At 40.8% G+C, this 25742-nt stretch carries 24 protein-coding genes, 2 tRNA genes, 1 rRNA gene, 1 other RNA gene and 2 other annotated features; of the genes, 9 read left to right on the top strand and 19 right to left on the bottom strand.

Annotated elements, in window-relative coordinates; all coding sequences use genetic code 11:
- The 8 genes from BLR93_RS11660 to tadA form a co-directional block, all read right to left on the bottom strand.
- A 16S ribosomal RNA gene (locus BLR93_RS11660) occupies nucleotides 1-262 on the bottom strand; the annotation flags it as partial.
- 354 nt (nucleotides 263-616) lie between these two features.
- Nucleotides 617-880, bottom strand: a complete 264-nt coding sequence (locus tag BLR93_RS11655) for a pro-sigmaK processing inhibitor BofA family protein (protein ID WP_093214632.1) — start codon at nucleotides 878-880, stop codon at nucleotides 617-619.
- Between the two features lie 72 nt (nucleotides 881-952).
- Nucleotides 953-1168 (bottom strand): YaaL family protein, encoded by a 216-nt coding sequence (locus BLR93_RS11650; RefSeq protein ID WP_093214629.1) that lies wholly within the window; start codon nucleotides 1166-1168, stop codon nucleotides 953-955.
- 61 nt (nucleotides 1169-1229) lie between these two features.
- A complete protein-coding gene (recR, locus tag BLR93_RS11645) occupies nucleotides 1230-1826 on the bottom strand; it encodes a recombination mediator RecR (protein ID WP_093214627.1) in 597 nt (198 codons plus the stop codon).
- 12 nt (nucleotides 1827-1838) lie between these two features.
- Nucleotides 1839-2162 (bottom strand): YbaB/EbfC family nucleoid-associated protein, encoded by a 324-nt coding sequence (locus BLR93_RS11640; protein WP_093214624.1) that lies wholly within the window; start codon nucleotides 2160-2162, stop codon nucleotides 1839-1841.
- 18 nt (nucleotides 2163-2180) lie between these two features.
- On the bottom strand, nucleotides 2181-3869 hold the full coding sequence (gene dnaX, locus BLR93_RS11635; protein ID WP_093214621.1) for a DNA polymerase III subunit gamma/tau: 1689 nt from the start codon (nucleotides 3867-3869) through the stop codon (nucleotides 2181-2183).
- A 168-nt stretch (nucleotides 3870-4037) separates the two neighbouring features.
- Nucleotides 4038-4303, bottom strand: an RNA gene (gene ffs / locus BLR93_RS11630) — signal recognition particle sRNA large type.
- Nucleotides 4304-4416: 113 nt separating this feature from the next.
- Nucleotides 4417-4884: a tRNA adenosine(34) deaminase TadA gene (tadA, locus tag BLR93_RS11625; protein ID WP_093214619.1), complete on the bottom strand. Its 468-nt coding sequence runs from the start codon at nucleotides 4882-4884 to the stop codon at nucleotides 4417-4419.
- A gap of 86 nt (nucleotides 4885-4970) precedes the next feature.
- On the opposite strand from tadA, the gene BLR93_RS11620 reads away from it, so the two are divergent.
- From BLR93_RS11620 to BLR93_RS11610, 3 genes are all read left to right on the top strand, one after another.
- Nucleotides 4971-5504 (top strand): cysteine hydrolase family protein, encoded by a 534-nt coding sequence (locus tag BLR93_RS11620; RefSeq protein WP_093214616.1) that lies wholly within the window; start codon nucleotides 4971-4973, stop codon nucleotides 5502-5504.
- A gap of 120 nt (nucleotides 5505-5624) precedes the next feature.
- A complete protein-coding gene (locus tag BLR93_RS11615) occupies nucleotides 5625-6914 on the top strand; it encodes a glycoside hydrolase family 18 protein (RefSeq protein ID WP_093214614.1) in 1290 nt (429 codons plus the stop codon).
- Between the two features lie 115 nt (nucleotides 6915-7029).
- Nucleotides 7030-7644: a DUF421 domain-containing protein gene (locus tag BLR93_RS11610; protein ID WP_093214611.1), complete on the top strand. Its 615-nt coding sequence runs from the start codon at nucleotides 7030-7032 to the stop codon at nucleotides 7642-7644.
- Here BLR93_RS11610 and BLR93_RS11605 read toward each other — a convergent pair.
- The 3 genes from BLR93_RS11605 to acsA all read right to left on the bottom strand — a co-directional run bounded on the left by BLR93_RS11605 (nucleotide 7637) and on the right by acsA (nucleotide 10831).
- Complete coding sequence (locus BLR93_RS11605) at nucleotides 7637-8398, bottom strand: DUF3891 family protein (RefSeq protein WP_175559335.1); 762 nt, start codon at nucleotides 8396-8398, stop codon at nucleotides 7637-7639. The two genes, BLR93_RS11610 and BLR93_RS11605, sit on opposite strands and share 8 nt — an antisense overlap.
- Before the next feature lie 67 nt (nucleotides 8399-8465).
- Nucleotides 8466-8981, bottom strand: a complete 516-nt coding sequence (locus BLR93_RS11600) for a type 1 glutamine amidotransferase domain-containing protein (protein ID WP_093214606.1) — start codon at nucleotides 8979-8981, stop codon at nucleotides 8466-8468.
- A gap of 134 nt (nucleotides 8982-9115) precedes the next feature.
- Nucleotides 9116-10831, bottom strand: coding sequence for an acetate--CoA ligase (gene acsA / locus BLR93_RS11595; RefSeq protein ID WP_093214603.1), 1716 nt, complete (start codon nucleotides 10829-10831; stop codon nucleotides 9116-9118).
- 378 nt (nucleotides 10832-11209) lie between these two features.
- Here acsA and BLR93_RS11590 point away from each other — a divergent pair, with 378 nt between their 5' ends.
- The 4 genes from BLR93_RS11590 (at nucleotide 11210) to BLR93_RS11575 (ending at nucleotide 15780) form a co-directional block, all read left to right on the top strand.
- Nucleotides 11210-11743 carry a YceI family protein gene (locus BLR93_RS11590; RefSeq protein WP_093214601.1) on the top strand — a complete coding sequence of 178 codons (534 nt, stop codon included), beginning with the start codon at nucleotides 11210-11212 and terminating at the stop codon, nucleotides 11741-11743.
- 212 nt (nucleotides 11744-11955) lie between these two features.
- Nucleotides 11956-13431, top strand: coding sequence for a spore germination protein (locus BLR93_RS11585; RefSeq protein ID WP_093214598.1), 1476 nt, complete (start codon nucleotides 11956-11958; stop codon nucleotides 13429-13431).
- 19 nt (nucleotides 13432-13450) lie between these two features.
- A complete protein-coding gene (locus tag BLR93_RS11580) occupies nucleotides 13451-14542 on the top strand; it encodes a GerAB/ArcD/ProY family transporter (RefSeq protein WP_093214596.1) in 1092 nt (363 codons plus the stop codon).
- Nucleotides 14539-15780: a Ger(x)C family spore germination protein gene (locus BLR93_RS11575; RefSeq protein WP_245690127.1), complete on the top strand. Its 1242-nt coding sequence runs from the start codon at nucleotides 14539-14541 to the stop codon at nucleotides 15778-15780. Before BLR93_RS11580 ends, BLR93_RS11575 begins: the two co-directional genes overlap by 4 nt.
- A 240-nt stretch (nucleotides 15781-16020) precedes the next feature.
- Here the strand turns inward: BLR93_RS11575 and BLR93_RS11570 are convergent.
- Nucleotides 16021-16093 (bottom strand) — tRNA-Arg (locus BLR93_RS11570).
- 249 nt (nucleotides 16094-16342) lie between these two features.
- Between BLR93_RS11570 and BLR93_RS11560 the strand changes: the two genes are divergently transcribed.
- Together BLR93_RS11560 and BLR93_RS11555 are read left to right on the top strand one after the other, a co-directional pair.
- On the top strand, nucleotides 16343-16984 hold the full coding sequence (locus BLR93_RS11560) for a deoxynucleoside kinase (RefSeq protein ID WP_093214590.1): 642 nt from the start codon (nucleotides 16343-16345) through the stop codon (nucleotides 16982-16984).
- Nucleotides 16981-17661 (top strand): deoxynucleoside kinase, encoded by a 681-nt coding sequence (locus BLR93_RS11555; RefSeq protein ID WP_093214587.1) that lies wholly within the window; start codon nucleotides 16981-16983, stop codon nucleotides 17659-17661. Before BLR93_RS11560 ends, BLR93_RS11555 begins: the two co-directional genes overlap by 4 nt.
- A gap of 968 nt (nucleotides 17662-18629) precedes the next feature.
- Here the strand turns inward: BLR93_RS11555 and proI are convergent.
- The 7 genes from proI to BLR93_RS11515 all read right to left on the bottom strand — a co-directional run bounded on the left by proI (nucleotide 18630) and on the right by BLR93_RS11515 (nucleotide 25669).
- Complete coding sequence (gene proI, locus BLR93_RS11550) at nucleotides 18630-19469, bottom strand: pyrroline-5-carboxylate reductase ProI (protein ID WP_093214585.1); 840 nt, start codon at nucleotides 19467-19469, stop codon at nucleotides 18630-18632.
- A gap of 135 nt (nucleotides 19470-19604) precedes the next feature.
- Nucleotides 19605-19825 (bottom strand) — a binding site (T-box leader).
- A gap of 173 nt (nucleotides 19826-19998) precedes the next feature.
- A tRNA-Ser gene (locus tag BLR93_RS11540) sits at nucleotides 19999-20091 on the bottom strand.
- Nucleotides 20092-20227: 136 nt separating this feature from the next.
- Nucleotides 20228-21502 carry a serine--tRNA ligase gene (serS, locus tag BLR93_RS11535; protein WP_093214580.1) on the bottom strand — a complete coding sequence of 425 codons (1275 nt, stop codon included), beginning with the start codon at nucleotides 21500-21502 and terminating at the stop codon, nucleotides 20228-20230.
- A 49-nt stretch (nucleotides 21503-21551) separates the two neighbouring features.
- Nucleotides 21552-21756: a binding site (T-box leader), on the bottom strand.
- Between the two features lie 30 nt (nucleotides 21757-21786).
- Nucleotides 21787-22374: a pyridoxal 5'-phosphate synthase glutaminase subunit PdxT gene (pdxT, locus tag BLR93_RS11530; RefSeq protein ID WP_093214716.1), complete on the bottom strand. Its 588-nt coding sequence runs from the start codon at nucleotides 22372-22374 to the stop codon at nucleotides 21787-21789.
- Between the two features lie 110 nt (nucleotides 22375-22484).
- Nucleotides 22485-23369 carry a pyridoxal 5'-phosphate synthase lyase subunit PdxS gene (pdxS, locus tag BLR93_RS11525; protein WP_093214577.1) on the bottom strand — a complete coding sequence of 295 codons (885 nt, stop codon included), beginning with the start codon at nucleotides 23367-23369 and terminating at the stop codon, nucleotides 22485-22487.
- A gap of 114 nt (nucleotides 23370-23483) precedes the next feature.
- Nucleotides 23484-24818, bottom strand: coding sequence for a serine hydrolase (locus BLR93_RS11520; protein WP_245690126.1), 1335 nt, complete (start codon nucleotides 24816-24818; stop codon nucleotides 23484-23486).
- Nucleotides 24819-24982: 164 nt separating this feature from the next.
- A complete protein-coding gene (locus BLR93_RS11515; protein ID WP_093214574.1) occupies nucleotides 24983-25669 on the bottom strand; it encodes a uracil-DNA glycosylase in 687 nt (228 codons plus the stop codon).
- Nucleotides 25670-25742 lie beyond the last annotated feature (73 nt).

The following is a 25742-nucleotide window of genomic DNA, read 5'->3' as shown; positions in this document are numbered from 1 at the left end:
CGCGGGCCCATCTGTAAGTGACAGCTCCGAAAAGCCGCCTTTCAACTTCCCTTCATGCGAAGAAAAGTATTACCCGGTATTAGCCCCGGTTTCCCGGGGTTATCCCAGTCTTACAGGCAGGTTGCCCACGTGTTACTCACCCGTCCGCCGCTCGTTCCACAGCTTTCACCCCGAAGGGATCCGGCTGCTTCACGCGCTCGACTTGCATGTATTAGGCACGCCGCCAGCGTTCGTCCTGAGCCAAGATCAAACTCTCCATAAAATATGAGCTTGCTTGCTCGTTCAAAAAACTAGCTTGTTTCTTACTTGACATACTGGTTGTTTTGTTCAGTTTTCAAAGATCAAAAGTTTGTGTCGTTTTTATCGACAACTTTTATATTATACCAAGTTATCAATCGAATGTCAACAACTTTTTAGTAATATAGTAGTTTTTTTGATGGGTCGCTCTCAAAAGCGACTTTATTAATATACCATGCCGATAATGTTAAGTCAACAACTTTTTTTAATTGCTCCGCAGTTTCTCTCTCGAAACGTTCTGTCGAAGCGACAATTTATAATATATCATGGCTGGTTTTGTGATGCAATAGAAAAGAGCTTCCAATTAAAGGAAGCTCTTTTAAAATACAAAGATATGGATTGCTGCTAAAGAGGCTAAGCCAGGTATTCCTAAAAAGCCAGTAATCAGAGCGGTATAAATATTTATCGGCAGGTGCAGACCGACCGAAGCTCCAAACACGTTGAAGAAAAAAAGAAACAAAACTCCGATTACTAACTTTACAGATCCTTGCGCTAAGAACCTTAATGGTTTGATTGGGGCTCCTAAAATCAACAGCAAAGCTATCAATGCCACCATGCCTGCTATTATAATGGTAGAGTTCATTTTTTTCTCTCCTTTGCCTGTCCTTTCTTCATATCATATGAATATGACTAACAAAGGAGAAAAAGAACCTGATCACCTTAAAGCACTAACTTTTCGCTGTCTTGCTTCTCTTAGCAAATAAAAATACTTGGCTTCTGCCACGGCAAGCTCATATATCCCCCGCTCGCTAGGCTCTACACTTCTTTCTATTATAGACTTTATACTCATCCAATCTTCTTTGAGTGTGAAAATATCATCTAATAACTGCTCATCTATGTGGCTCTTTTTTATTTTTTTTCCGCCAATCATTTTATCACCTATCCTTAAGTTTAACCCATGATAAGGGTTTCCCTATAAGTTTCTGCGTACCTTACAACTCTCTTCTGCCTTCCATAGCTTTAGACAAAGTCACCTCGTCGGCGTACTCCAAGTCTCCCCCCATCGGGAGTCCATGGGCAATCCTGGTAATTCTAATGCCAGAAGGCTTGACCAATCGGGAAATATACATTGCCGTAGCTTCCCCTTCAATGTTTGGATTGGTCGCAAGAATCAATTCTTCCACTCCCTCGTCTTTGAGGCGATTTAATAGGCCAGGTACATTAATATCTTCCGGTCCTATTCCATCCATTGGAGAAATGGCACCATGCAGAACGTGATATTTACCGCCGAATTCCTTCATTTTTTCCATTGCAATAACATCCTTTGGATCCTGTACCACGCAGATGACGGAATTATCCCTTGTGTCATCCTGACATATAGAACAAGGGTCCTGGTCTGTTATATGTCCGCAAATAGAGCAGTGTGTCAACTCTCTTTTGGCACTTACTAATGCTTTTGCAAAGTCCAACACGTCGTCTTCCTTCATATTTAAAACAAAAAATGCCAGGCGGACTGCTGTTTTCGGTCCGATTCCCGGCAGTTTTGTAAAGCTGTCAATCAGCTTTGAAATCGGTTCTGGATAATACATGAAACATGCCTCCTAGAACATTCCTCCAGGCATATTTAAACCTTTTGTGAATTGTCCCATTGTATCATTTGTTTTGTCTTCGACTTGCTTGATTACATCATTGGTAGCAGCAAGTATTAAGTCTTGCAGCATTTCCACATCTTCCGGATCGACAACTTCTTCATCAATTTGCACATCTGTAATTTCTTTTTTGCCGTTGGCTGTTACTTTTACCATTCCCCCGCCGGCAGTACCTTCAAAACTCATATCTTGCAGTTCTTCCTGAGCCTTCATCATATCCTTTTGCATTTTCTGCATTTGTTTCATCATTTTGTTCATATTTCCACCACCACGCATGGAAATCCCTCCTTTATTTTATTCATGAATTTCTAATAAGTCATCACCAACAAGCTTTCTCGCCTCTTCCACTAGGGGGTCCTCCGCAGAAGCCTCATTTGGATCTTCCGCTTCCTGTTGGCGCTGCTTGCCGACGTACTCTTCTCGTAATTCCTGCCAATTTGATTCGGGAATCGGAATAATCGTTAACGATTTACCGATCATTTCCGTTAATAATGATTCTATCGCTTGTTTATGGTCTAAAGCAAGCGAACAATGAATTTCATATTTAAAGGCTATAACTAAGGCTTGGTCAGATGCTGCTCTAGGCTTACTATTCAAAATAGTGGCATGGGCTGGGGCACTTTGTTTCTTGAGCGCATTCATAAAGTCGGCCCATTGTGTTTGCACCTTCTTCAATTCTGTTTTTGTGGCTTCGCCTAATACTTGTCTAATTCGCTCGTAAGGAACTTTGTAGCTGTTTTTTGTTTGTCTTTGCTGTGGACGCGGGGAAGCTGCAGCAGGCGTTTCAACTGGTTGCGCGGCAACACCGTTCTTTTTCAATTCCTGTATTTCCTTTTCTAATTCCGCAAGTTTTCTTGATAAGGCCGGTACCTCTTCTAAACTTTGCTCTGCTGACTTTGGTTGTTGATCAGAAATATTAAGAACAGCAATTTCAATAAAAACCTTTGGGCTATTTGTCCATTTGATCTCTTGCTGGCAGGTATTAAACTGCTTTATAGCTTCTTGCATCCAAGCAGCATCTATCTCCTCAGAAAGCTTTCTGAAACTGTCCGTCAGCAATGCCCGCTCTAAAATGTTTTCCAGGTCTGGAGCACTTTTGAATAACAGTAAGTCTCTTAGATAATAAATCAAATCAAATACAAAACGACCGGGGTCTTTCCCATCCTGGATTAAGTCATCTACATACCGTAATGCCTGTTGTATATCCTGATGGTACATAGCCTGAGTGACAAGGGTCAGCTTCTCCTGGGAAACAGAGCCTGTAACAGCTAAGACATCTTCCAAAACGACTTGGTCTTCGCTGTAGGACACTGCCTGGTCCAGCAAACTAAGTGCGTCCCGCATTCCGCCTTCTGCAGAAAGGGCTACAGCCTCTAAAGCTTCATGAGAAGCCTCAATACTTTCTGCCTTTATGATTGTTTCCATCCGCTCTACCATAGAAGACTGCGTAATCCTCTTAAAGTCAAAACGCTGACAGCGGGAAATAATAGTTAAAGGGATTTTATGCGGTTCTGTAGTAGCCAGAATGAAAATCACATGTTTCGGCGGTTCTTCCAATGTTTTCAACAAAGCATTAAAAGCTCCTATTGAAAGCATATGCACTTCATCAATAATATAAACTTTATAAGCTACTGAACTTGGAGCATACTTTACTTTATCTCTGATATCACGGATTTGTTCTACTCCATTGTTAGATGCAGCATCAATTTCGATCACGTCGGAAATCGAGCCGTCTTGTATTCCTAAACAAGCAGAGCACTCATTACACGGTTCTTTAACAGGTGAATGCTCGCAGTTGATTGTTTTCGCAAATATTTTAGCAGCACTTGTTTTTCCAGTACCACGAGGGCCCGAAAATAAATATGCATGCGAAAACTTTTGTTGAACGATTGCATTTTGCAATGTCCGGGTAATATGGGTTTGCCCGACTACGTCGGAGAAGCTTCTTGGACGCCAAACGCGATACAGTGCCTGATAGCTCATGAATTACTTGCCCCTTTATAATTGCTTTCTTAATTATAACTGAATACTGATATAGTTGGAAACCTTCGATATATAATAAACTAGATATGTTTTATAAGCACTCGTTTTATATACTAAAAACCTCTTGCCGAACAACGACAAGAGGTAAAATCATTGAAATATTTAAAGCCGTGCACCCATCTTCGATAGTACAGCCCTAAGCGTTACTCAAGTTCATGGCTCGACCCGGGCTTCCCCGCGGCACACGGGAATGACCGCTTACTGCTGCTTCCTTCCGGACCTGACAGAATTTACGGGTTCCCATTGCGCAGGACCCGGGTGTCAGCACCAGTCCCTTAAGGCAGGCCTTAAAGCCGTACTACCTCGGATGGGAATTCAGCCTCGCTACAGCGGATTGCGAGTACAGGGCACCGCTACCTCCCCGCCTAGCACGACAAATTTGCTAACAATTATTAAGGTGCGCTTTTGTAGCGCAATTTATAGTATAACTACTATCAGCCAAAAATGCAATAGGTAGAGATTGGAATAAACCAAAAGAGGTCTTGGCTTATTCCTTGCTCTTCTTCTTTTGTCTTAACGATCGGAAAAAATTTGTAAGCAATTGTCCGCATGCTTCTTCCATTACTCCTCCGCACACTTCTGCTCTATGATTAAACCTGCTGTCCTCTAATAGATTCATTAATGTACCTGCACAACCTGCTTTGGGATCATAAGCTCCAAATACCACCCTGGAGATTCTTGATTGGATAATTGCCCCGGCACACATCGGGCAGGGTTCAAGAGTGACATATAATGTACAATCCTCCAAGCGCCAGCTTCCAACCACTTCATTTGCTTTGTCGATAGCAATTAATTCAGCGTGAGAAGCAGTTGTTTGTAGCGACTCACGTAAATTAAATGAAGAAGCGATCACTCGATCTTGAAAAACAATCACTGCTCCAATCGGAACTTCGCCGAGTTGTTCTGCTTTTTTGGCTTCTGCAATTGCTAATTCCATATACTTTCTGTCATCCATGAACAATCCCACTTTTCATTTAAAGGTTTCAATTAATTAAAAAAAGATAAATATATTATAATAAGGAAGAGAGAGGAGTAGATCCTATGAAATCAGCCAATCAGAACACTGCTGTCGTAATTATTGATATTATCAACACGTTCGACTTTCCGGGCGGCGATGAATTATTAAAAAACACAAAGAAAATACTGCCTGATTTACTGAAGCTTAGGGATAATGCTAAAAAAAACGATATTCCAATTATTTATGTCAACGATCATTATGGGATCTGGCAGTCCGATTTTACAAAGGTAGGAGAATATTGCCGTAATGAAAAAAACAAGGAAATCATTGATCAGATGATGCCCGATGCAGACGATTACTTTTTAATTAAACCGAAACATTCCGGGTTCTATGGGACTGCCCTTGAATCGTTACTGAATGAATTAGGTGTTAACCATATCATTTTTGCCGGAATAGCTGGAGACATTTGCGTCCTTTTCACAGCCAATGATGCTCATATGCGTGAATACGATATAAGTGTACCAAAAAACTGTACAGCCTCCAATGAACAACAACAAAATGATCGGGCATTAAAACTCATGGAAGACAAATTAAGTGCTTCCACGAATCCAATTTAATCATATATCCTTCCACCTCCTCATAGTATTAAAAGGATAAAATATACAATTCACTTGCTAGTGGTCCTAGAAATAGAAGGACTGCTGGATAACTGTGCATTGAAAGAGGAGGAGTGAACTTTGCAAATTCATGTAATAGCTCCAGGGGAATCTCTCTACTCCATAGCCAATACATATGGGGCCACAGTAGAGGCACTGGAGGCAGCAAATGAGTTGGATGCCCCAGGCCAATTAGTAGTCGGTCAAGCATTAGTAGTGCCAATCGAAGGAAATTTCTATTTCGTTCAGCCAGGGGATAGCTTATACGCTATTGGACAAAAATTCGGGATTTCTTTTCAAGAATTAGCAAGAATCAACAATATTAACCCGGAAAGCAGTCTTCCAGTTGGTTTTCGCCTTTATATTCCGCCTAAAGAAAAGAGCAGGATAGAAGTGAACGCTTATGTAGAACCATACGGAGAGACAGTTTCAGAAACACTAATAAATTCAGCTGAAAAAAATGCTCCATATCTTACCTATTTGGCACCTTTTAGTTATCAAATCAATCGGGACGGTACATTGATTCCCCCTCCATTAGATAATTTTCCCTCCATTGCCGAAAATAATGAAGCTGGACTTATGCTGGCAGTAACCAATCTGGAAGAAGGAGAGTTCAGTGCAGAACTTGGGAGAGTGATCATAACAAACCGGGAAGTGGAAAATACCCTGCTGGATGAGATTATCACAACAGCGAATACAGGCGGATACAACGACGTCCATTTCGATTTTGAATTTTTGCCTCCGGAAAACCGGGAGGATTACAATAATTTTTTAAGAAGGGCAAAACAACGGTTGTCCGAAGCGGGACTCCTAATGTCTACTGCATTAGCGCCAAAAACAAGTGCCACCCAGGAAGGCGAGTGGTATGAAGCCCATGACTATGCTGTCCACGGGGAAGTTGCTGATTTTGTCGTATTGATGACGTATGAGTGGGGTTACAGTGGCGGCCCTGCGAGGGCAGTCTCTCCAATTGGCCCAGTTAGAGATGTAGTTGAATATGCTCTAACCGAAATGCCTGCCAACAAAATTATGCTGGGCCAAAATTTATATGGTTATGATTGGACACTCCCATATGAACCTGGCGGTGAATATGCAGACGCATTAAGCCCGCAGCAAGCGATTGCTCTTGCCAGAACCGAAAACGTGAACATTCAATATGACGAGACAGCACAAGCCCCTTTCTTTTTCTATTATGATGACGAAGGCAACCAACATGAAGTATGGTTTGAAGATGCTCGGTCCATTCAGGCAAAATTTGACTTAATCAAAGAACTGGATTTGCGGGGGATAAGTTATTGGAAATTGGGGTTAGCTTTTCCGCAAAATTGGTTATTGCTTCAGGATAATTTTACGATCGCAAAACCAGGATAAACTTCCTGGTTTTTTTATGTTCTATCCTTCCTTTACTATAATTACCGGTTCAATTTTGTTTAGCTTAATCTTTTTTGCTAAAGCTAAGGTAAAACCGCAAGGAAGGGTGTTGTTAATGAATGTTGATTTAACCTTTATTCTCAAGTCAGCGATACTAGTATTATCGGGAATTCTACTCTTGCGTGTTTCCGGCAGGAAGTCCATCTCCCAAATGACACTGGCCCAAACTGTGATCATGATTTCAATTGGTTCTGTTATCATCCAGCCAATCGTGGAAAAAAGCGTTTTACGTACGATTATTGTTGCTGCTATTTTCATTTTTACTTTAATCATAGTGGAATGGCTGCAAATTAAGTTCAACATAGTAGAAAAGGTTATTACCGGAAAGTCAAAAATCATCATTGAAAATGGCCAGCTGCAAACGCAAACTTTAAAAAAACACCGGTTAACGGTAGACCAACTTGAAATGTTCCTGCGCCAACAGGGGATTACAAAAATGTCGGATGTTAAAAAGGCTACAATCGAACCAAATGGACAGCTGGGCTATGAGTTAATGGAAGATGCGCGTCCGCTAACAATTGGAGAATTTAAAAAACTAATCCATCCGAGCATGTTGAACCCAGCTAATAATCCCTTGCCGCAAAACCAAGAATCATCCCAATCTCAAAACCAGCTATTTAATGAGATTACCACTAACCATAAGGAAGACCATGCTGATAAGCTTAACTAAAATTAGCAGAAGTATAGGTGATTGTTCTGATATCCCCCTTATCTTCATACCAATCACCTTCTGCTTCAGAACGATTAAGGGAAGTTTGTTTGAATGGCAGCCGTACCGTAAATGGTGCCTCAAAGGGAAAAGGCTGTACCTGTATTTGCTTCTCATCAAGCCAAGCAGCTTCCATTCCATTCGGAGCAAAAGAAAACCTTTGTCGGAATCCATTTTGGAACCATGACAGCTCATTTTTCTTGCTTATTCCCGGTGTATTCATCGCACTATATAATGATAAATCATCACAAAATTGCAGCAGGGTTACGTGTCTCTCAATTTTTGCTTCTAGGTTATGTATATTTACTTCGGCTCCTAACCTTTGTCTCCTTTTCCGTTCTTCCTGCCAGAAAACAGCTGCTTCTGCTTCCTGATTGTTTTTGAAAAAGGAAGAGTAATGCAAACTGCATAAAATCGCCCCATATGGTGAGCATTCCTCAACTTCGTTTATTCCTTGGGAGTATGCCTGCAGTTTTTCGGTCAATGGATAGTCAGTAAAATCAAAAGGACGGTTTTTTTGTTCATTCCAAGTCAATTCTCTATCAAGTGACAGCCAGGCACGGTCATGGTGGCGGATGGCAAATAACACTTCCTGTTTTAATTCAGGATAAGGAAATTCTTCCTTGTTCCAATGGTTTGCTATCTGATAAGACAAATACGCATGATCTTGCTGTTTGATAATCTCTAATTTACCGTTGAGTTTTTTAATTATCATGGCTCTCCTCTTTCTCATTAACAAGAGACTGCCCTTGATGGACAGCCTCTTTAATTGGCATCAACTATTATGCTAATACTTTGAGTGATTCACGATTGAAAGCAGGAATATCATCTGGTTGGCGGCTTGTTACTAATTGATTTTGGCAAACAACTACTTCTTCATCTTTCAAATCTGCCCCTGCATACTCCATATCGACTTGAATGGATTTAAAACCTGTTGCCAAACGGCCTTCCAAGGCTTTTGCAGTTATTAATAACTGTGGTCCGTGACAGATAGCTAATACAGGCTTCTTTTCCTCCATAAAATGCTTAGAAAATGTGACAAAGCGTTCATCTGCGCGCAATTGGTCAGGAGAAAATCCTCCTGGGATTAATAAAGCATCAAAATCAGCAGGATTTACATCATCAATGCTTTTATCGATGGTTACCTTTGCTTCGCCTTGTTTTCCGGTCACTTGTTTTCCTGCCTCTTTTTCAATGGTGACAATTTCGTGTCCATCATCTTTAAAGGCTTTGGCTGGATCTGTATATTCTACATCTTCAAACATATCCGTTATTACACAGGCTATTTTTTTACTCATTGTAACAACACTCCTTTAAAACATTAGGATTTTCCTGGTTACAACGATAATTTACCCGTGTATATTCGTTCTAAACGCGGCATAGGAAAAAAGTGTTTTTAGTCCCACAAAGTAATCTCCAAAACGCAGATCCATTACTCTTCCAAGGTAGAAGTATCGCCGGTCGGCAGGCCCAGCTCCCAAGATTTCAAGAGACGGCGCATAATTTTGCCGCTTCTTGTTTTAGGAATGGTGTCTTTAATTTCTATTTCCCTTGGGGCAGCGTGGGCACTCAAGCCTGTTTTGACAAATTTACGGATTTCCTCAACTAACTCATCGCTGGCCTGGTAACCTTCATTCAAAGTAATAAATGCCTTAATAATTTCTCCGCGCTCCGGATCTGGTTTACCGATGACCCCTGCTTCTGAAACCGCCGGGTGCTCAATTAATTTACTTTCTACTTCAAACGGCCCTACCCGCTCTCCAGAAGTATTAATAACATCATCTAACCGGCCTTGAAACCAGAAATAGCCGTCTTCATCCCGATAAGCACTATCCCCTGACACATACCAGCCATTGATAAAATAGCTCTCGTACTTGCCGGGATTATTCCAAATAGCCCGCATCATAGAAGGCCATCCTTGTTTGATTGCCAGATTTCCCATCTGATTAGGCGGCAGCTCATTTCCTTCATTATCGATGATAGCAGCTTCCACTCCAGGGATTGGTTTCCCCATGGAACCCGGCCTGATATCCATATCAGGTAAGTTGACAATCAACATAGCCCCCGTCTCTGTCATCCACCAAGTATCATGGATCCGTAAATTGAATGCGTTAACGCCCCAAGTAATGACTTCTGGGTTCAACGGCTCACCAACGCTTAAGACGTGGCGCAAAGAAGAAAGGTCATATTTTTTTACGACTTTTTCTCCCGCACTTACTAGCTTTCTAAGAGCAGTCGGGGCTGTGTACCAGACAGTTACGTTATTTTTATCTATCGTTTCATACCAGGATTCGGCTGTAAAGCGACCGCCCCGGATGACATTAGTCACTCCATTTAGCCAGGGGGCAAATATTCCATAACTTGTTCCTGTCACCCAGCCTGGATCAGCTGTACACCAATAAATATCGTCCTCTTTTAAATCGAGTACCCAATCACCTGTTGCATAATGTTGGATCATCGCATTATGGACATGATATACACCCTTCGGCTTGCCTGTGGACCCCGAGGTATAATGAAGGAGCATACCGTCCTCCAGGCTTACCCACTCTATTTCAAATTCTTCGGATGCCTGTTCCATTTCATGATAATAGTCCACATACTTTTCGTTTGTCTCGGAATGGTATCCTATTAACACAATTTTCTTAAGGTTAGGCAGGTCCTCCTGCGGAACTCTCTTCAGCAATTCCGGTGTCGTTATCAGCATGGTTGCTTCACTATCCTCTAAGCGATCACGCACCGCCTGTTCCATAAACGCTTCGAATAACGGTCCGGCAATCGCTCCCACTTTTAGAATACCAAAGAAGCTGGCGTAAAATTCCGGGCTCCTCGGCATGAAAAGAAAGACACGGTCGCCTTTTTGGATATTTTGCTTTTTCAATAGATTAGCAAACTTATTGCTGAGCGCTTTTAACTGTCCGAACGTTAATGTCTCTTCTCTTTCGGGTGAGGAATATATCAGAGCTGGCTGGTCTTTTTTTGCAGGGTCATCAGCATGGCGGTCAATCGTTTCGTAGGCGGCGTTCACTTTACCTGACTCGTACCAGCTGAATGTTTTCCTTACATCCTCCCAATCAAATGATTCTCTAATTTTTTCATAATTTCTCAGGTTATGGTTCCCTTCACGAGCTAGAATAGGTTGCATGTCCATTAGATCACCTCATCGGAATATTTTTGCAAACGATTTCAAAAAACACTTACTAAAGCTTCCTTTTCCCACCTTATGAAACCATGGTTCTGTTTATTAAATATTTGAAAAATTCCTTTAATTATTTTCTATTCTAGCTGATTTACCGATGATTTTAAAGAGATAACCATCAGAAAATCCCATTCATTTCCTTTATACCTTGAGAACAATGCCGAGGAAAATCACCTATAACAAGAAATAGCCTGAAAAAATCCTAGTTTCGAAATAATATATCTTGACGATAGGTATTTACTATTATATACTTACTTACAGAAAGTAACTAAATCATTAAAAATAACGCACCATGAAGGTTATATTTAAAAAACGGAGGGATTTTGTAAAATGGCAAAACAAACATTTAAAGTGGATCCAACCCACACAAGCATCGACTTTTCAGTTAAACACATGATGGTTTCGAAAGTGAAAGGAACTTTCCATGATTTTGAAGCAACCATTACTGCTGACCCAGCAGACTTAACATCTGCAGATATTGAATTTGTGGTAGACGTAAACAGTGTTGACACGCGCAATGACCAACGTGATACACACCTGCGCTCCGGAGACTTTTTCGACGTAGAAAACAACCCTAAAATGACTTTTAAATCTACCGATGTAAAAAAAGTCGGAGACGATGAATATGAAGTAACAGGTGATATGACTCTCAGAGGAACAACTCGCCAGGAAACTTTCAAGGTTGACTTCGAAGGAAGCGGAAAAGACCCTTGGGGAAATCAAGTATATGGTTTCAGCGGCGAAGGTAAAATCAAACGCAGCGACTATGGCTTGACTTACAATGCTGCCCTTGAAACTGGCGGAGTGTTAATCGGTGACGATATTAAAGTTACCATTGAACTGGAAGCAACTACTGAAGCATAAAACAAATAAGGCAATCACCAATCACTGGTGATTGCCTTATTTTTTATATAATCCTATCAACGCTCTGAATCCATTAGCAATCTCCACTGGATGCCCCCCCTTACTCTTCAGCCTCTAAAAATTATTCCCGTTAATATTTAGTCATAAATTATCGATTTCTACAAACACTAGAAAGCAGTATAACTTAGTCCTTTTCAAGTAGAGGTGATCTCGTGTTTTTTAAAAAAAAGAAACAAACGGAAGATCCGAAAGAAGTGCCAATAAGCAACAGCTTGGAAAAAAACACAAAACATCTCAAACAATTGTTTTCTTTTGGTTTGAATAAAGATTTCTCTGTCCGCGAAATAACTGCTAGATATTCAAATAAGAAGATAAACTTATTTTTTTATTCATCAATAGTAAACAGCACGAAAATCCACGAGGGTATTATCCGTCCTTTGCTCGAAGCGCAAGGAGACGATTTAACTACAATCATTACGCTCGAAAATATTAAAGAGAGCAAAGATTTCGGAGAAGTAGTGGATGATATTAACAGCGGAAACATTGTCTTATTTTTAGAAGACAGCAATAAAGCTTTTTCCGTAAATGTAGCTGATTTCCAACACCGCGGGATTGAAAAACCAGAGAATGAGAATGCTGTAAAGGCACCTAAAGAGGCTTTCACGGAATCTTTATATGTGAACATTTCATTGATACGAAAAAGATTTCATGATAAACAACTTATTGCTGAAGCAAAACCAGTAGGAGCCCGTTCCAAACTTGATGTCACCGTCATGTACATTAAAGATGTGGTCAATAATGAAGTGCTCGAAAATGTAAGGGAACGTCTGGATAATTTAACCATCGATAATGTCAGGAATATTGAGTCACTTGAGCAATATATTGAGGATCGGCCTTATTCGATTGTTTCCAGTTTGTTGTACACGGAGCGTCCCGATCGTGCAGCCTCTTATTTGGAAGATGGATATATTGTCCTGCTGATGGAAAATTCATCAGCTTGTTTGATATTACCAGTTACCTTTTGGTCTTTTTTTCATTCAGAAGAGGATCGTTATTTACGATTTTTGTTCGGAAATTTTTCCAGACTGATCCGGTTCTTAGCCTTTCTTATCTCTTTATTAATTTCAGCAGTATATGTATCGGTAACCAACTATCATAATGAAATGATTCCTCCTGACTTGCTTTTAGCAATTGTCAGCGCGAGAGAACGAGTACCCTTTCCAGTCGTCTTCGAAATAATGCTTATGGAGGTATCCTTTGAGTTAATCAGGGAAGCAGGTTTACGGATTCCAAACCCTTTAGGACCTACGATTGGGATTGTCGGAGCTTTAATCATCGGCCAGGCAGCCGTTGAAGCGAACATTGTCAGCCCGATTGTTGTCATTATCGTTGCCCTTTCTGGACTGTCTTCCTTTGCCGTCGCTAATATTAGTATGAATTATACGATACGCCTAACCAGGTTTATCTTCATTTTTTCTGCTGCCTTCTTCGGCATGTTAACTTTAACTGGCGCATTTTTGTTGTGGGTGATGTACTTAGCATCTCTTCGATCTTTTGGAGTGCCTTTCCTTGCACCATTATCTCCTAACTTTCAGTCTAACCGGGATACAATATTTAGAAAAATGATAAAAAATGAGTACTTTAGGCCAGGCCAGCTAAAACCTAAGGATATGAGAAAAAAAGGATAATGGAACGGGAGGGTTGATGATGTTCAAAAAAGAATCACGGCTGGGAGCCAGAGAAGGTTTTGCAATGATTACCATGATGATAGGTGTAAAAATATCTAATACAACACCTTCTATGTTTGCCCAAACAGGAGCTAATGCTTTCTGGCTGATGCCATTGATATCGATGTCTGTCATCCTTCCTTCTGTTATTTTGTTGTATTACTTACTAAAAAGATACAAAGATAAAAATTTAGTTGAGCTAACCGAGCACATTTTAGGTAAACATGTGGGAAAGTTTGTCGCTTTTCTGTTGTTTGTTATTTTCTTTACACTGCTGGCAATCGAAGGAAGAAGCTATACTGAACAGCTGAAGATGCTCTACTTCCCGGAATCTCCGACTCCCTTTATCTTTTTTATTTTTTTCATGATAGCTTTTTATGGAGCAAAAAGAGGATTGGAGACGATTGGATCAACCGCCTGGGCATTCTTTTTTTATATCAAGGCTTCTGTGATCTTACTGGCTTTCCTTGCCTTAAGAGAGGTGATTTTCGCCAGGATCTTCCCTATATTCGGAAATGGCTTGGTGCCCCTTTTAACGGAAGGAGCAAAAAAAGCATCACTATTTTCTGATATATTTCTGCTAGCAATGGCTTATACGGCCTTTGACAGTACAAAAAAATTCAGAAAGGGTGTGTTTAGCGGCTTTGCCTTCGTATTTTTGGAAATGACGTTCTTTTTCCTCCTCTACTGTACTATTTTTGACTATAACTCGATTGACAAAGTTGCCTTTCCCTTTCACGAGATAACTCAGTATGTCAATATGGGTAACTTTTTTACCAACATCGAAACCTTTTTCATGATTTTTTGGTTATTTGCTGCTCTAATCAAATATATGATCTACTTGTATTTGATTTCCTGGATATTTGGTGCGGTTTTCAATATTAAAGAATTTGAACCACTGATTTTGCCGTTTGCTTTTTTCGGGATCGTAGCAGGAATGGTTCCAGAAAATGCCGTAATTAATGAACTTGTATTCAAGTCCAACTTTATGGATATGATCACTCCTTTTCTTATTTTCTTCCCCTTTTTATTGTGGGTAACAGCTAAATTCAAAGGAGACTTAAAACGATGATGAGAAAATTATTGATGTTTACTGTCTTGCTTGTGCCGCTTGCTGGCTGCTATGACCAAACCGAAGTAGAGCAACAATCCTATGTCATCGCCATCGGACTAGATAAAACAGATGATGAAGGTACATTTCGGATAACTTTTCAAGCCGCAAACCCGGAGGTCGGCAGTACGCTTAGCAGCGGGGGCTCACAGGAAGAACCTAGAGAGACTGTTACCCTAGAGGGAAATGACTTGATAGCAGCCAAAGATACAGCAAACTCTGTAATGACCAAACAAATTGCCTTAGACCACACAAAAGTGGTCGTGGTTTCAGAGGAATTGGCCAGATCTGGTGAATTTCTCCGCATTATCCAAGCGGCCACCCGGACGACGGAATTAAGGCGATCGGTTCAAATTATCGTATCAAAAGAAAATGCTAGTGATTTTCTGAAGAATAATCAGCCATTGCTGGAAACCCGCCCGCATAAGTATTATCAATATATGCTCACACGTGCCACCCAAACAGGGATTATTCCCGAATCAGAAATTCATCGCTTCTTCCAAATCACTGAGGGGGATGCCGATGCTTTCCTGGCTATATATGCAACTACAGAACAGACGGAACCGAAAGAAACTGGAAATGAGGATCAATATATCGCAGGGGAGATTCCAGTTGAAGGCGGTAATCCTACCCAATTTATGGGGTCAGCAGTCTTTGTTGAAGGAAAAATGATCGATATCCTCAGCGGCCAGGAGACTAGAGTGGCAAATATTCTCGATGACACGATGGATATGGAGGCTTTATATAGTACTTTTCCCGACCCTAAAGATAAAAGATATCGGATTGCCACAAATTTTTCCAAGGATCGGCCTACTGATGTGAAAATTGAGTATCACAAGAATCAACCAACTAAGATCAATGTAACTATCCCATTTACAATTGAAGTGGTCGGGGTGCCAAGCCTTGTGGATTATTCCAAAAATAAAGAGAACCGAAAGCTTTTAGAAGCATATATTCCAAAGCTGGCTGAGGAGCAAGCAAATAACCTAGTAAAGAAAACACAGGAACAGTATAAAACAGATATATTTTATTGGTCATTGTATATTAGAAAATACTTTACCTCGATTGATGAATATGAAAAAGCGGATTGGAACAACAAAATTTATCCCAATGCAGAAATCAATGTAGACTATAAATTAAAACAATTATATTTTGGAAAAATGATTGATGACTCCAATTTAGGTGAAGTGAGGGATTGATAATGGCGGTAATAATTATTGCGCTTTTTTCTTTGTATATAGCATTTTATTGCGGTTCCTATTCCCGGACAGTTTATAAAGAAGGGAATAAGGCCGGCGCCGTTGCCATTGGTTTTTTAGTAATCTGTGCCCTTGCCTCTCCGTATTTATTTTTCAAGTTTTGATGTTCCTCATAAGATTACCCATAACTAAGAAATATGATAAGGGGCTGTCCTGAAAAAAGGACAGCCCCTTATTTAGTGGCCCCAGCAGGATTCGAACCTGCGACACATGGTTTAGGAAACCATTGCTCTATCCCCTGAGCTATGGAGCCATATTTTCCACAAGAAAAATGGAAGCAATATTCATTATACAAAATACTTGGCAGCTTGTAAAAGGGAAAAACATAACAATTTCTCCGAATCCTATTCCAGATATATCATCTTATGATAAAATGGAAGCTGTCTGTCGAATTATAATGGAATTTGGAGTAATATAATAGAAAGCGAAAGACGATTTGAGAAGCGCACTGAGCATGTGTTTTCTTTTAAGATAAGGTTATGGATGATTGGAGGAGGAAAAAATGGGACAACTTCCTTTTATTGCTGTAGAAGGACCAATTGGAGTGGGTAAAACTTCACTTGCCAGGAAGCTTTCCGCTCATTTTGAATTACATTTATTAAAAGAAATAGTGGAAGAGAATCCTTTCTTGGGGAAGTTTTATGATGACATTGAAGAATGGAGCTTCCAAACGGAAATGTTTTTCTTATGTAATCGGTATAAACAGTTAGAAGATATAGAGAACAAATACTTAAATGACAACAAAGCAGTGATTGCTGATTATCATATTTCTAAAAACATGATTTTTGCTAAACGGACATTGAAAGATAAACAATTTGATAAGTATGCAAAGATTTACGACATTTTAACGGCTGATATGCCACAGCCTAACATGATGGTATATCTTGACGCGAGCCTAACCACTTTGCTGGAAAGAATTCGCATGCGCGGCCGTGAAGTAGAGCAAAATATACAACCGGCATACCTTGAGCAATTATCTCATGATTATAGCAACTTTATGAATGAATTTGAACGAATGAATCCTGGGATTCCTGTTATTCGCTTGAATGGAGATCATTTGGATTTTGTGAAGCACCAGGAGGATTTAGACGAAATTATCGATACCATTGACAAGCATTTAAGAAAAGGGGAAGTAATCAAATGAGCTTGAGAGAACGATATAATATCCCGAATGACAGCGTCATTACCATCGCCGGTACTGTTGGTGTTGGAAAATCGACAATGACTAATGCATTAGCAGAGGCCCTGAATTTCCGTACTTCACTGGAGAAAGTAGATACTAATCCTTACCTAGATAAGTTTTATGCAGACTTCGAGCGCTGGAGCTTCCACCTGCAAATATACTTTCTTGCTGAACGGTTTAAGGAACAAAAGCGCATCTTTGAATATGGCGGCGGTTTTATCCAAGATCGTTCCATCTATGAGGATACTGGAATTTTTGCTAAGATGCATTACGATAAAGGAACCATGTCAGAGGTCGATTATGAAACCTACAAGAGTTTATTTGATGCTATGGTTATGACCCCTTACTTTCCGCATCCGGATTTGCTGATTTATCTGGAAGGTTCCTTTGAGGACATTATCGGACGCATTAAAGAACGCGGACGGCCTATGGAACAACAGACCCCATTAGATTACTGGGATGAAATGTTTAAACGGTATGAAAATTGGATAAATAACTTCAATTCTTGTCCGATTCTTCGCATTAACATAGCTGACTATGATTTATTAAATGATGAAGGATCGATTGAACCAGTATTAGAGAAAATCGGACACTTTATCCAACAGTCAAGAAAATGGAAATCCCGACAGTTAACCTAAAAAGCGAAAGCGACCGGTTGGGCGATGTACGGACTGGACTGCGCCGCAGGAGATAAAGGAAACACAGAGCAGCAGCGATGATGTTGACTTATCGGACGAAGGTAAAGGAAGTCACGCTAATCGCCGGGAGCTGGAGCTAGATTGGAAGCGAAAGCGACCGGTTGGCGATGTACGGGCTGGACTGCGCCGCAGGAACTTATCGTAGAGACAGAATGATTGCGGTACGGTAACATAATTAATTTAAAAAAGAGATTTGCACACAAGAGTATAGTGGCCAAAACAAAGATCGAACGATGATTCGAAATCCTTAGGATTCGAACTCGTTCGATTTTTCTTTTCGAATATTTAAGATAACCTGCGGATAGTGACAACTCTATTTCTTCCTTCGAACAAGGTTCAGTACTTACTTGCCCCGGTCGAATCCTTCACCTTCCATAGGCACGGCTTCATCCTCCTTGAAAATAAAGAGTCATTTTCTGCATGTGATGAGTCACTGTCCAAGCATTCCTTGTCCAGAAGCAAAAACGGCTTCTTCCGGCATCTTCATACTCGTGCTCTTCCACTGGTAGTCTACGTATTCTGCCTGCTGTTAGGGCTGTTCTTACTACCTTGCATGACGACCGCTGCGGAAATACACTACGCTTTCCGCGGGCGGCTGGTGAGCCTCCTCGAGCTAGCGCTCTGCGGGGTCTCACCGAGGCCTTTCCTCCCGCAGGAGTCTCCGTGGATTTCCTCCACTGAAAGTCTGCGTACTGTTTTACGCCGTACACAACTGCTTATGATTTACTTGAAATCGCGATGTATTCGCGCTTATCCGATAAATGCTATTAAGAAACCACCTACTGTTACATCGCCATTCATAACCATTGCGTCATCAATCGAATGCTTGAAGAGGGCCATTTAAAACTTCATCTGCTGTAATTGTTCAATTTTTGCAAGTGGAGGGATGTTAAGTCCCAACCACTTTTTTAGTTGTCTTTATCTGTTTTACTTCGGTAAGGACTTCCCAATTCAATAGAACGTGCTGCCGCCTGTTTAATACAAGCCATCATTGCTTCCTGATATTTATATTTCTCCAGCGTCTCCAACCCTGCTTGAGTAGTACCGCCAGGACTGGTTATTTTTTCTCTTAAAACAGAGGGTTGTTCATCGGAGCTTTTCAGCATTTCGGCAGCCCCGACAAGCGTCTGGATGATCAATTCTTTTGCAACGTCTTGTTTTAATCCTGCTTCTGATGCTGCTTCTTCCATCGCTTCTACAAAATAATAAATATAAGCAGGGCCGCTTCCGGACAAACCAGTAATCGCATGTAGGTCGTTTTCCTCTACAACGGTGGTAGTACCAATCGTTTGAAACAAATTTTTGACTGATTCAATGTGCCGTTCCTCAGCATATTGTCCTCCGGCTATTGCAGTCGCTGAAAAGCCGATAGTCGCTGAGGTATTAGGCATTGCTCGGACAACAGGACAATTCTTCTCCAATTGATCAGATATATAGCCAGTTGAAACTCCGGCCAAAACAGAAACAACCACCTGGTTTGGCTGAATATACTGTCTAATATTGTGAAGGGCTTCGGTAATGTCCTTAGGCTTCATCGATAAGATAATGACATCCGCCTCTACGACCACCTTTTGCTTATCCATTGAGCATTGTACATGGTAGATATTTTTCAAGCGTTCCAACCGCTCTTTATTCTCTTTATTCGTTACCCAAATTTGTTCCGATTGTAAAAAACCCTTTGCCAAAATACCTGTCATTATTGCTTCTGCCATTGAGCCTGCTCCGATAAAAGCAACTTTTTTAAACATGTATGTTCCTCCTTATATGTTCGTAATTTATCATCCCATAACAAAATTTCCCTTATACCTTCCACCAGCTTACTAAATGTTAATTTTTAAATTTAAGTCCCATAGCATATAAAAAACTCCACTCATCCTTGGAATATGAAGGACGGAATGGAGTTAACCGCGGTACCACCTTAATTGGCATTGTTCCATGTGAAACAGATGCCCGCTTGATCCGATAACGTTCGGTAAACGGCCAGGTTTTTAGCCTGACTGCTCCCAGGTAGGTTTCAATAATGTCGTTTCGATGGAATCTTTCAGCCGATGAATTCCAATCTCTTTCGCCGATCATTATTTACTGGCCTGTTCTTCGCAATTAAGTTATTTTTTATGTATTATGCAAGGAAAACAAGTTGTTGTCAAGATTAATTTATCTATGTTTTAACAAAAAGGCCGTAGTCCTATTTATGATCTTTTGGTTAGCAATAAAAAAAATCGTTACGAAGTAACGATTTTTCATGTATAATCTCCAATTTGTTTGCGTGTAATTTAATGGAGGAGGATGAGGGATTCGAACCCCCGCGGGCCGTGAAGCCCCTGGCGGTTTTCAAGACCGCTCCCTTCAGCCAGACTTGGGTAATCCTCCGTGCCGACAAGATTTAATATAACATCTCTAAAAATCCATGTCAACAGAAAAAACAAGATTTTTAAAAATGTCCGCCGGTCTCCATAAATCCTGTTTCAAAGTCTTTTGGGAGATCCGACAGACAACTGCAAGCGGGTTATTTTATTACTTCTTTCCCACCCATATAAGACCTTAATACCTCCGGAATTATCACCGTGCCATCTTCCTGCTGGTAGTTTTCCAGGATAGCTGAAACAGTTCTGCCAATCGCAAGGCCTGAACCATTCAAGGTATGAACAAATTCCGGTTTCTCTTTTTCCTGCCTCCGAAAACGAATTCCGGCTCTTCTCGCTTGGAAATCTTCAAAATTAGAGCAAGAAGATATTTCTTTGTAGTCATTGTAACTAGGAAGCCAGACTTCAATATCGTACTTTTTGGCAGCAGTAAAGCCTAGATCGCCTGTGCACATACTCATTACCCTGTACGGTAACTTCAGCAGCTGCAACACCCTTTCAGCGTTCCCTGTTAATTCTTCCAAAACTTGATAAGAATTTTCCGGTTTAACAAACTGTACAAGCTCCACTTTATTAAATTGATGCTGACGGATCAATCCTCTTGTGTCTCTGCCGGCAGACCCCGCTTCTGAACGAAAAGAAGCACTGTAAGCAACATATTTTTTAGGTAAATCTTCCATTGCCAGAATATCATCCCGATGGTAGTTAGTGACAGGGACCTCTGCAGTAGGGATCAAGAAATAATCCCAATCAGCAACCTTAAAGGCATCTTCTTCAAATTTTGGCAGTTGTCCTGTTCCGGTCATGCTCGTACGATTCGCCATATATGGAGGGAGCATTTCCTGATAGCCATGTTCCTCTGCATGCAGGTCCATCATAAAGTTAATTAGGGCCCGCTCCAATCTTGCTCCCAAACCTTTATAAAATACAAAGCGGCTGCCGGTCACTTTTGCGGCTCGCTCAAAGTCCAGGATATCCAAATCTGTCGCTATGTCCCAATGGGCTTTTGCTTCATAGCTGAACTGCGGGGCATCTCCCCACTTTCTGGCTTCAACATTATCGTCTTCATCTTCGCCGACAGGTACGCTTTCATGAGGAATATTGGGAATCGTCAATAGAAGTGTCTCTAAGTTCTCTTCTACTTCTTTCAATTCTGTATCAAAGGCCTTTATTTTCTCTCCTACCTCGCGCATTTCTGTAATGTAGGCGTCAGCATCCTTCTTTTCCTTCTTCAAAGCAGCTATTTGTTTTGATACTTCATTCCGTTTTGCTTTTAATTCTTCTGTACCGGCAATTAGTTCTCTTCTTCTGGCATCCAAATCACCAAATTTGTCCAGCTCCGATAAATCTTCTCCGCGATGCTTCAGCTTATTTTTCACTTCTGCAAAATTATTTCTTAAGTATTTCATATCAAGCATAATTTTTTCCTCCTTTAAAAATCATTAAAAAATACCCTCATCCCTATAAAATAGGGACGAGAGTATTTTTCCCGCGATACCACCCTTGTTGAGGAACAAAGTCCTCCGGCTCACTTACGATAACGGCGTTTGCCGGGTGCAGATTGCTCTACACCAGTTCAAGGATGGATTCACAGGTCCTTCCGCCGATTCACACCAACCACCGGCTCTCTTCAGAAAGGTGAACTGTTACTAGTTCCTATCATTACATTCAGATATTATTATATAGAATAGCGAAAATCACCTTAAGATGCAAGTTCCTTTAATGATTCTTCGACCATTTTTACAAAATAAGCTGTCATGCGGTCATCATCGGTAAGTTCTGGATGAAAAGCACTGCAAAGGAAATGACCCTGTCTAGCTGCCACAATAGCATCATTATAGACAGCCAGCACATCCACATTTTCATTTACATCCACAATATAAGGGGCACGGATAAAGACAGCATTAAAGCCTTCCCCTACACCTTTGATAGGTAATTCTGCTTCAAAACTTTCCCTTTGACGTCCAAAGGCATTCCGCTCTACTTTGATATCCATCAGCTTTAAATGGGCATTTTCCTGGCCGGCAATTTCTCCAGCCAGCAAAATTAAACCTGCACACGTACCAAAAATCGGCTTGCCTTGGTTTCCAAACTCTACAAGTGCATCAAAAAAACCATATTTATCAATTAAACGGCGCATGGTAGTGCTTTCGCCACCAGGAAGAATCAAGCCATCTATTTCTTCTAACTGCTCTTTTTTCTTTACAATGATACCTTCTGCTCCTGATGCTTCAATAGAACGCACGTGTTCTCTTACAGCACCCTGTAAGCCTAATACCCCTATTTTCATCATGATGCATTTCTCCTTTTAAGGGTTACTGTCCACAATCATAAACACCTAACAAAGTTTTTAAAAAAGTCATCCTTCATTCAGTTAATAGAAATGAAGTAGATATTTTTTTACCAACCGCGGTCTTGCATGCGGTTTTCCGGAGCTATGGTACCAATTTCAATACCTTTCATGGCTGTACCCAGCCCTTTAGATATCTGTCCTATTAGCTCGTAGTCTTCATAATGTGTTGTTGCTTCGACTACTGCTTTAGCAAACTTCTCAGGATTGTCAGACTTGAAAATGCCTGAGCCAACAAATACCCCATCTGCTCCCAATTGCATCATCAATGCAGCATCTGCCGGAGTAGCTACACCACCAGCAGCGAAGTTCACAACTGGAAGACGGCCTTTTTCCTTAATTTCCAATAGCACATTGTAAGGAGCCCCTAGCTCTTTAGCAAATGTCATTACTTCATCTTGGGACATACCAATTAGCTTGCGAATTTGGGATTGAACCTCGCGCATATGGCGAACTGCTTCCACAATATTGCCTGTTCCTGGTTCTCCCTTTGTACGAAGCATGGAAGCACCTTCTCCAATCCGGCGGGAAGCTTCTCCCAAATCACGGCAGCCGCATACGAATGGTACTGTATAATCCGCTTTGTTAAGGTGGTAAACCTCATCCGCTGGAGTTAATACTTCACTTTCATCTATATAGTCGACACCCATCGCTTCTAATACACGAGCTTCTACAATATGGCCAATCCGTGCTTTTGCCATTACAGGAATAGAAACGGCATTCATTACTTCTTCTACAATTGTAGGATCTGCCATTCTTGCTACACCACCGGCAGCACGAATGTCAGAAGGAACTCTTTCCAATGCCATAACAGCTACAGCCCCTGCTTCCTCAGCAAGCTTAGCTTGTTCTGCATTTACCACGTCCATAATGACGCCGCCTTTTTGCATTTCTGCCATTCCACGTTTTACACGATCGGTTCCCAAATTAGACATTCTTGTATTCCTCCCATATAAATGAACTAAATAATATTTTATTTCTTCGTTAATTAAAGAATATTGTACCTTATTTTAGCCAAATACCCAACTGTAAAGTGCCTATTATATTGACTAGAACCAGCCTTTTACAGTATCTGTTACTGAGGAAAAAATATTACTGAAGAAGCTGCCGACAGCACTCATGGAAAGTGCAAACCAGTTTGCTTTTTCAACAGAAGCTTTCGTTACCAAGTCAACGGATTGTGCTGCTTCCTGGCCGGTGATATACCCGTAATCAGCTTCGCCTTCGTAAGCAAGTTCCATTGTCCCTACTGTTTCCCCTTCTTCAATAGGCGCTACAAGTTCCCCATCTTCATTTAATTTATCTTGGTCAATATTGTAGGTTACGCTATAGCTTTCCTCTTCACCTTTCTTGACAGCTGCATTGATAGCTTGATTAGCAGCTATTTCTACCTGATCTTCTTTCCCCTTTGCTACTGGGAGAGATGTCTGATCTTCCTTTTGATAACCTTCCGGATAAGCTTCTTTATTCTCGAACTGGGAGAATCCATAATCTAACAGCTTGGCTGTTTCTTCAAATCGTGCTTCCTTGCTATCGGTTTTCATCACTACAGAAATCAGGCGTCTTCCGTCACGTTCTGCTGTACCGGTGAAGCAGTAACCAGCAAGATCTGTCCAGCCAGTCTTTAAACCATCGACACCTTCAAAACCAAATTGCTTAAAGTTCACATTGTCCCAAGGCAGCATCCAATTTAAATTTTCCAAAGTCTTACCTTCGAATTCCGTCGTCATCTTACTGGAAATTTCCAATGCTTCCGGGTAATCATTAACTAGACGATAAGCAAGCAGTGCAGTTGATTCAGCAGACATCAAATTCTCTGCATCTGGTTCTGTCCCTTCCGGATAATTTTCTCCTAAATCAGAGTTGGAAAGCCCTGTAGAATTTACAAATTGATAATCAGGAAGACCCATTTCTTCTGCTTTTTCATTCATCATTTTTACAAATTCGCCTTCTGATCCGGCAATTAATTCGGCAAGCGCAATCGTTGTGCCATTGTCAGAGATGATTGCCATTGCCTCATATAACTCTCTCACTGTATAATCAATATCTTGTGTTAAGCCAACTCCTGAAGATATGCTGCTAGCCGAAATTTGATATGGATAATCGCTTATTTGTGTTGTTGTATCCCAGCTGATTTGACCTTCATCGATGGCTTCCAATACAAGATATTCTGTCATCATTTTGGTCATACTAGCTGGAGGCAATTTTATATCTGGCTGCTTCGCATATAATATTTTACCAGTTTCAGCGTCGACTAATATTGCAGATTCAGCGTTCAAATCCAAAGATTCAGCACTTGCTTTACCAGGATTTGCGATTAGTGACGTACATGCGATAAATACCGCCATTATTATAAAAAAAGATGCTTTCAAATTATGTTTCAACTTTCTCTACCTCCACCAAAAATAGTATGCATCTCACTTATTCTATCACAGGTCATTAGAAAGCGAAACTGCTTTTGCCAAGCGTTTCCTCCTGCTTTTTAAGATGAATAATTTTACCTATACCACTACCTCGTAGTGTAAAAGATAGATAGATTACTGTTTTTCTACTTCTCTTCCTCTGCTAAACACCACTCGATCGGTGTTTCCTTTAATTCTTTTAAATACGTATTTGCCCTAGAAAATGGCTTGCTGCCAAAGAATCCCTTATTGGCTGAAAAAGGACTAGGGTGGGGAGAGGTGATTACCCGATGTTTCTCTGTATCCAATAGTGCTTGTTTTTCCTGGGCGTGTCTCCCCCAAAGTATAAACACAACGGGGGTCTCGCGTTCATTCAATACTTCAATAACTTTATTGGTGAAATTTTCCCAGCCTTTGCCGCGATGGGAGGCTGCCTGTCCTTTCCTGACAGTCAATACGGTGTTCAATAATAAAACTCCTTGCTCTGCCCATTTTTTTAAGAAGCCGTGCTTCGGGATAGGACAGCCAAGATCGTTGTGCAATTCTTTAAAAATATTTTTTAAAGATGGCGGCGGGGTGACATCAGGTTGAACTGAAAAACTTAAACCGTGAGCCTGATTGGGACCATGATAAGGGTCCTGGCCAAGAATGACCACTTTTGTGTTTGAATAAGAGGTGAGATTGAGAGCCTCATAAATATGCTCCATTGCTGGATAGATTGTCTGCTGTCCATATTCTGCTTTTAAAAACTCTCTTAATTCCTGGTAGTATTCCTGCTCGAACTCCTGTTCAAGCTTATCCTTCCAGTCATTCACCAATATTTGTTTACTCATTCTGTGCCTTCCCTTTCGAATTTTTATTAATTGCCTGCTATTAAATTTACAAAACTTCTTATCCTATCATATA

It is taken from the genome of Sediminibacillus albus (assembly GCF_900101125.1).
Lineage (GTDB): Bacteria > Bacillota > Bacilli > Bacillales > Amphibacillaceae > Sediminibacillus > Sediminibacillus albus.
This window is presented reverse-complemented; position numbering and strand designations above follow the sequence as displayed.

Excerpts from the sequence above, each read along its gene's own strand:
- BLR93_RS11655 (WP_093214632.1), bottom strand. The coding sequence starts at position 880 with ATGAACTCTACCATTATAATAGCAGGCATGGTGGCATTGATAGCTTTG.
- BLR93_RS11650 (WP_093214629.1), bottom strand. The coding sequence starts at position 1,168 with ATGATTGGCGGAAAAAAAATAAAAAAGAGCCACATAGATGAGCAGTTA.
- recR (WP_093214627.1), bottom strand. The coding sequence starts at position 1,826 with ATGTATTATCCAGAACCGATTTCAAAGCTGATTGACAGCTTTACAAAA.
- BLR93_RS11640 (WP_093214624.1), bottom strand. The coding sequence starts at position 2,162 with ATGCGTGGTGGTGGAAATATGAACAAAATGATGAAACAAATGCAGAAA.
- dnaX (WP_093214621.1), bottom strand. The coding sequence starts at position 3,869 with ATGAGCTATCAGGCACTGTATCGCGTTTGGCGTCCAAGAAGCTTCTCC.
- tadA (WP_093214619.1), bottom strand. The coding sequence starts at position 4,884 with ATGGATGACAGAAAGTATATGGAATTAGCAATTGCAGAAGCCAAAAAA.
- BLR93_RS11620 (WP_093214616.1), top strand. The coding sequence starts at position 4,971 with ATGAAATCAGCCAATCAGAACACTGCTGTCGTAATTATTGATATTATC.
- BLR93_RS11610 (WP_093214611.1), top strand. The coding sequence starts at position 7,030 with ATGAATGTTGATTTAACCTTTATTCTCAAGTCAGCGATACTAGTATTA.
- BLR93_RS11605 (WP_175559335.1), bottom strand. The coding sequence starts at position 8,398 with ATGATAATTAAAAAACTCAACGGTAAATTAGAGATTATCAAACAGCAA.
- BLR93_RS11600 (WP_093214606.1), bottom strand. The coding sequence starts at position 8,981 with ATGAGTAAAAAAATAGCCTGTGTAATAACGGATATGTTTGAAGATGTA.
- acsA (WP_093214603.1), bottom strand. The coding sequence starts at position 10,831 with ATGGACATGCAACCTATTCTAGCTCGTGAAGGGAACCATAACCTGAGA.
- BLR93_RS11590 (WP_093214601.1), top strand. The coding sequence starts at position 11,210 with ATGGCAAAACAAACATTTAAAGTGGATCCAACCCACACAAGCATCGAC.
- BLR93_RS11580 (WP_093214596.1), top strand. The coding sequence starts at position 13,451 with ATGTTCAAAAAAGAATCACGGCTGGGAGCCAGAGAAGGTTTTGCAATG.
- BLR93_RS11575 (WP_245690127.1), top strand. The coding sequence starts at position 14,539 with ATGATGAGAAAATTATTGATGTTTACTGTCTTGCTTGTGCCGCTTGCT.
- BLR93_RS11560 (WP_093214590.1), top strand. The coding sequence starts at position 16,343 with ATGGGACAACTTCCTTTTATTGCTGTAGAAGGACCAATTGGAGTGGGT.
- BLR93_RS11555 (WP_093214587.1), top strand. The coding sequence starts at position 16,981 with ATGAGCTTGAGAGAACGATATAATATCCCGAATGACAGCGTCATTACC.
- proI (WP_093214585.1), bottom strand. The coding sequence starts at position 19,469 with ATGTTTAAAAAAGTTGCTTTTATCGGAGCAGGCTCAATGGCAGAAGCA.
- serS (WP_093214580.1), bottom strand. The coding sequence starts at position 21,502 with ATGCTTGATATGAAATACTTAAGAAATAATTTTGCAGAAGTGAAAAAT.
- pdxT (WP_093214716.1), bottom strand. The coding sequence starts at position 22,374 with ATGAAAATAGGGGTATTAGGCTTACAGGGTGCTGTAAGAGAACACGTG.
- pdxS (WP_093214577.1), bottom strand. The coding sequence starts at position 23,369 with ATGTCTAATTTGGGAACCGATCGTGTAAAACGTGGAATGGCAGAAATG.
- BLR93_RS11515 (WP_093214574.1), bottom strand. The coding sequence starts at position 25,669 with ATGAGTAAACAAATATTGGTGAATGACTGGAAGGATAAGCTTGAACAG.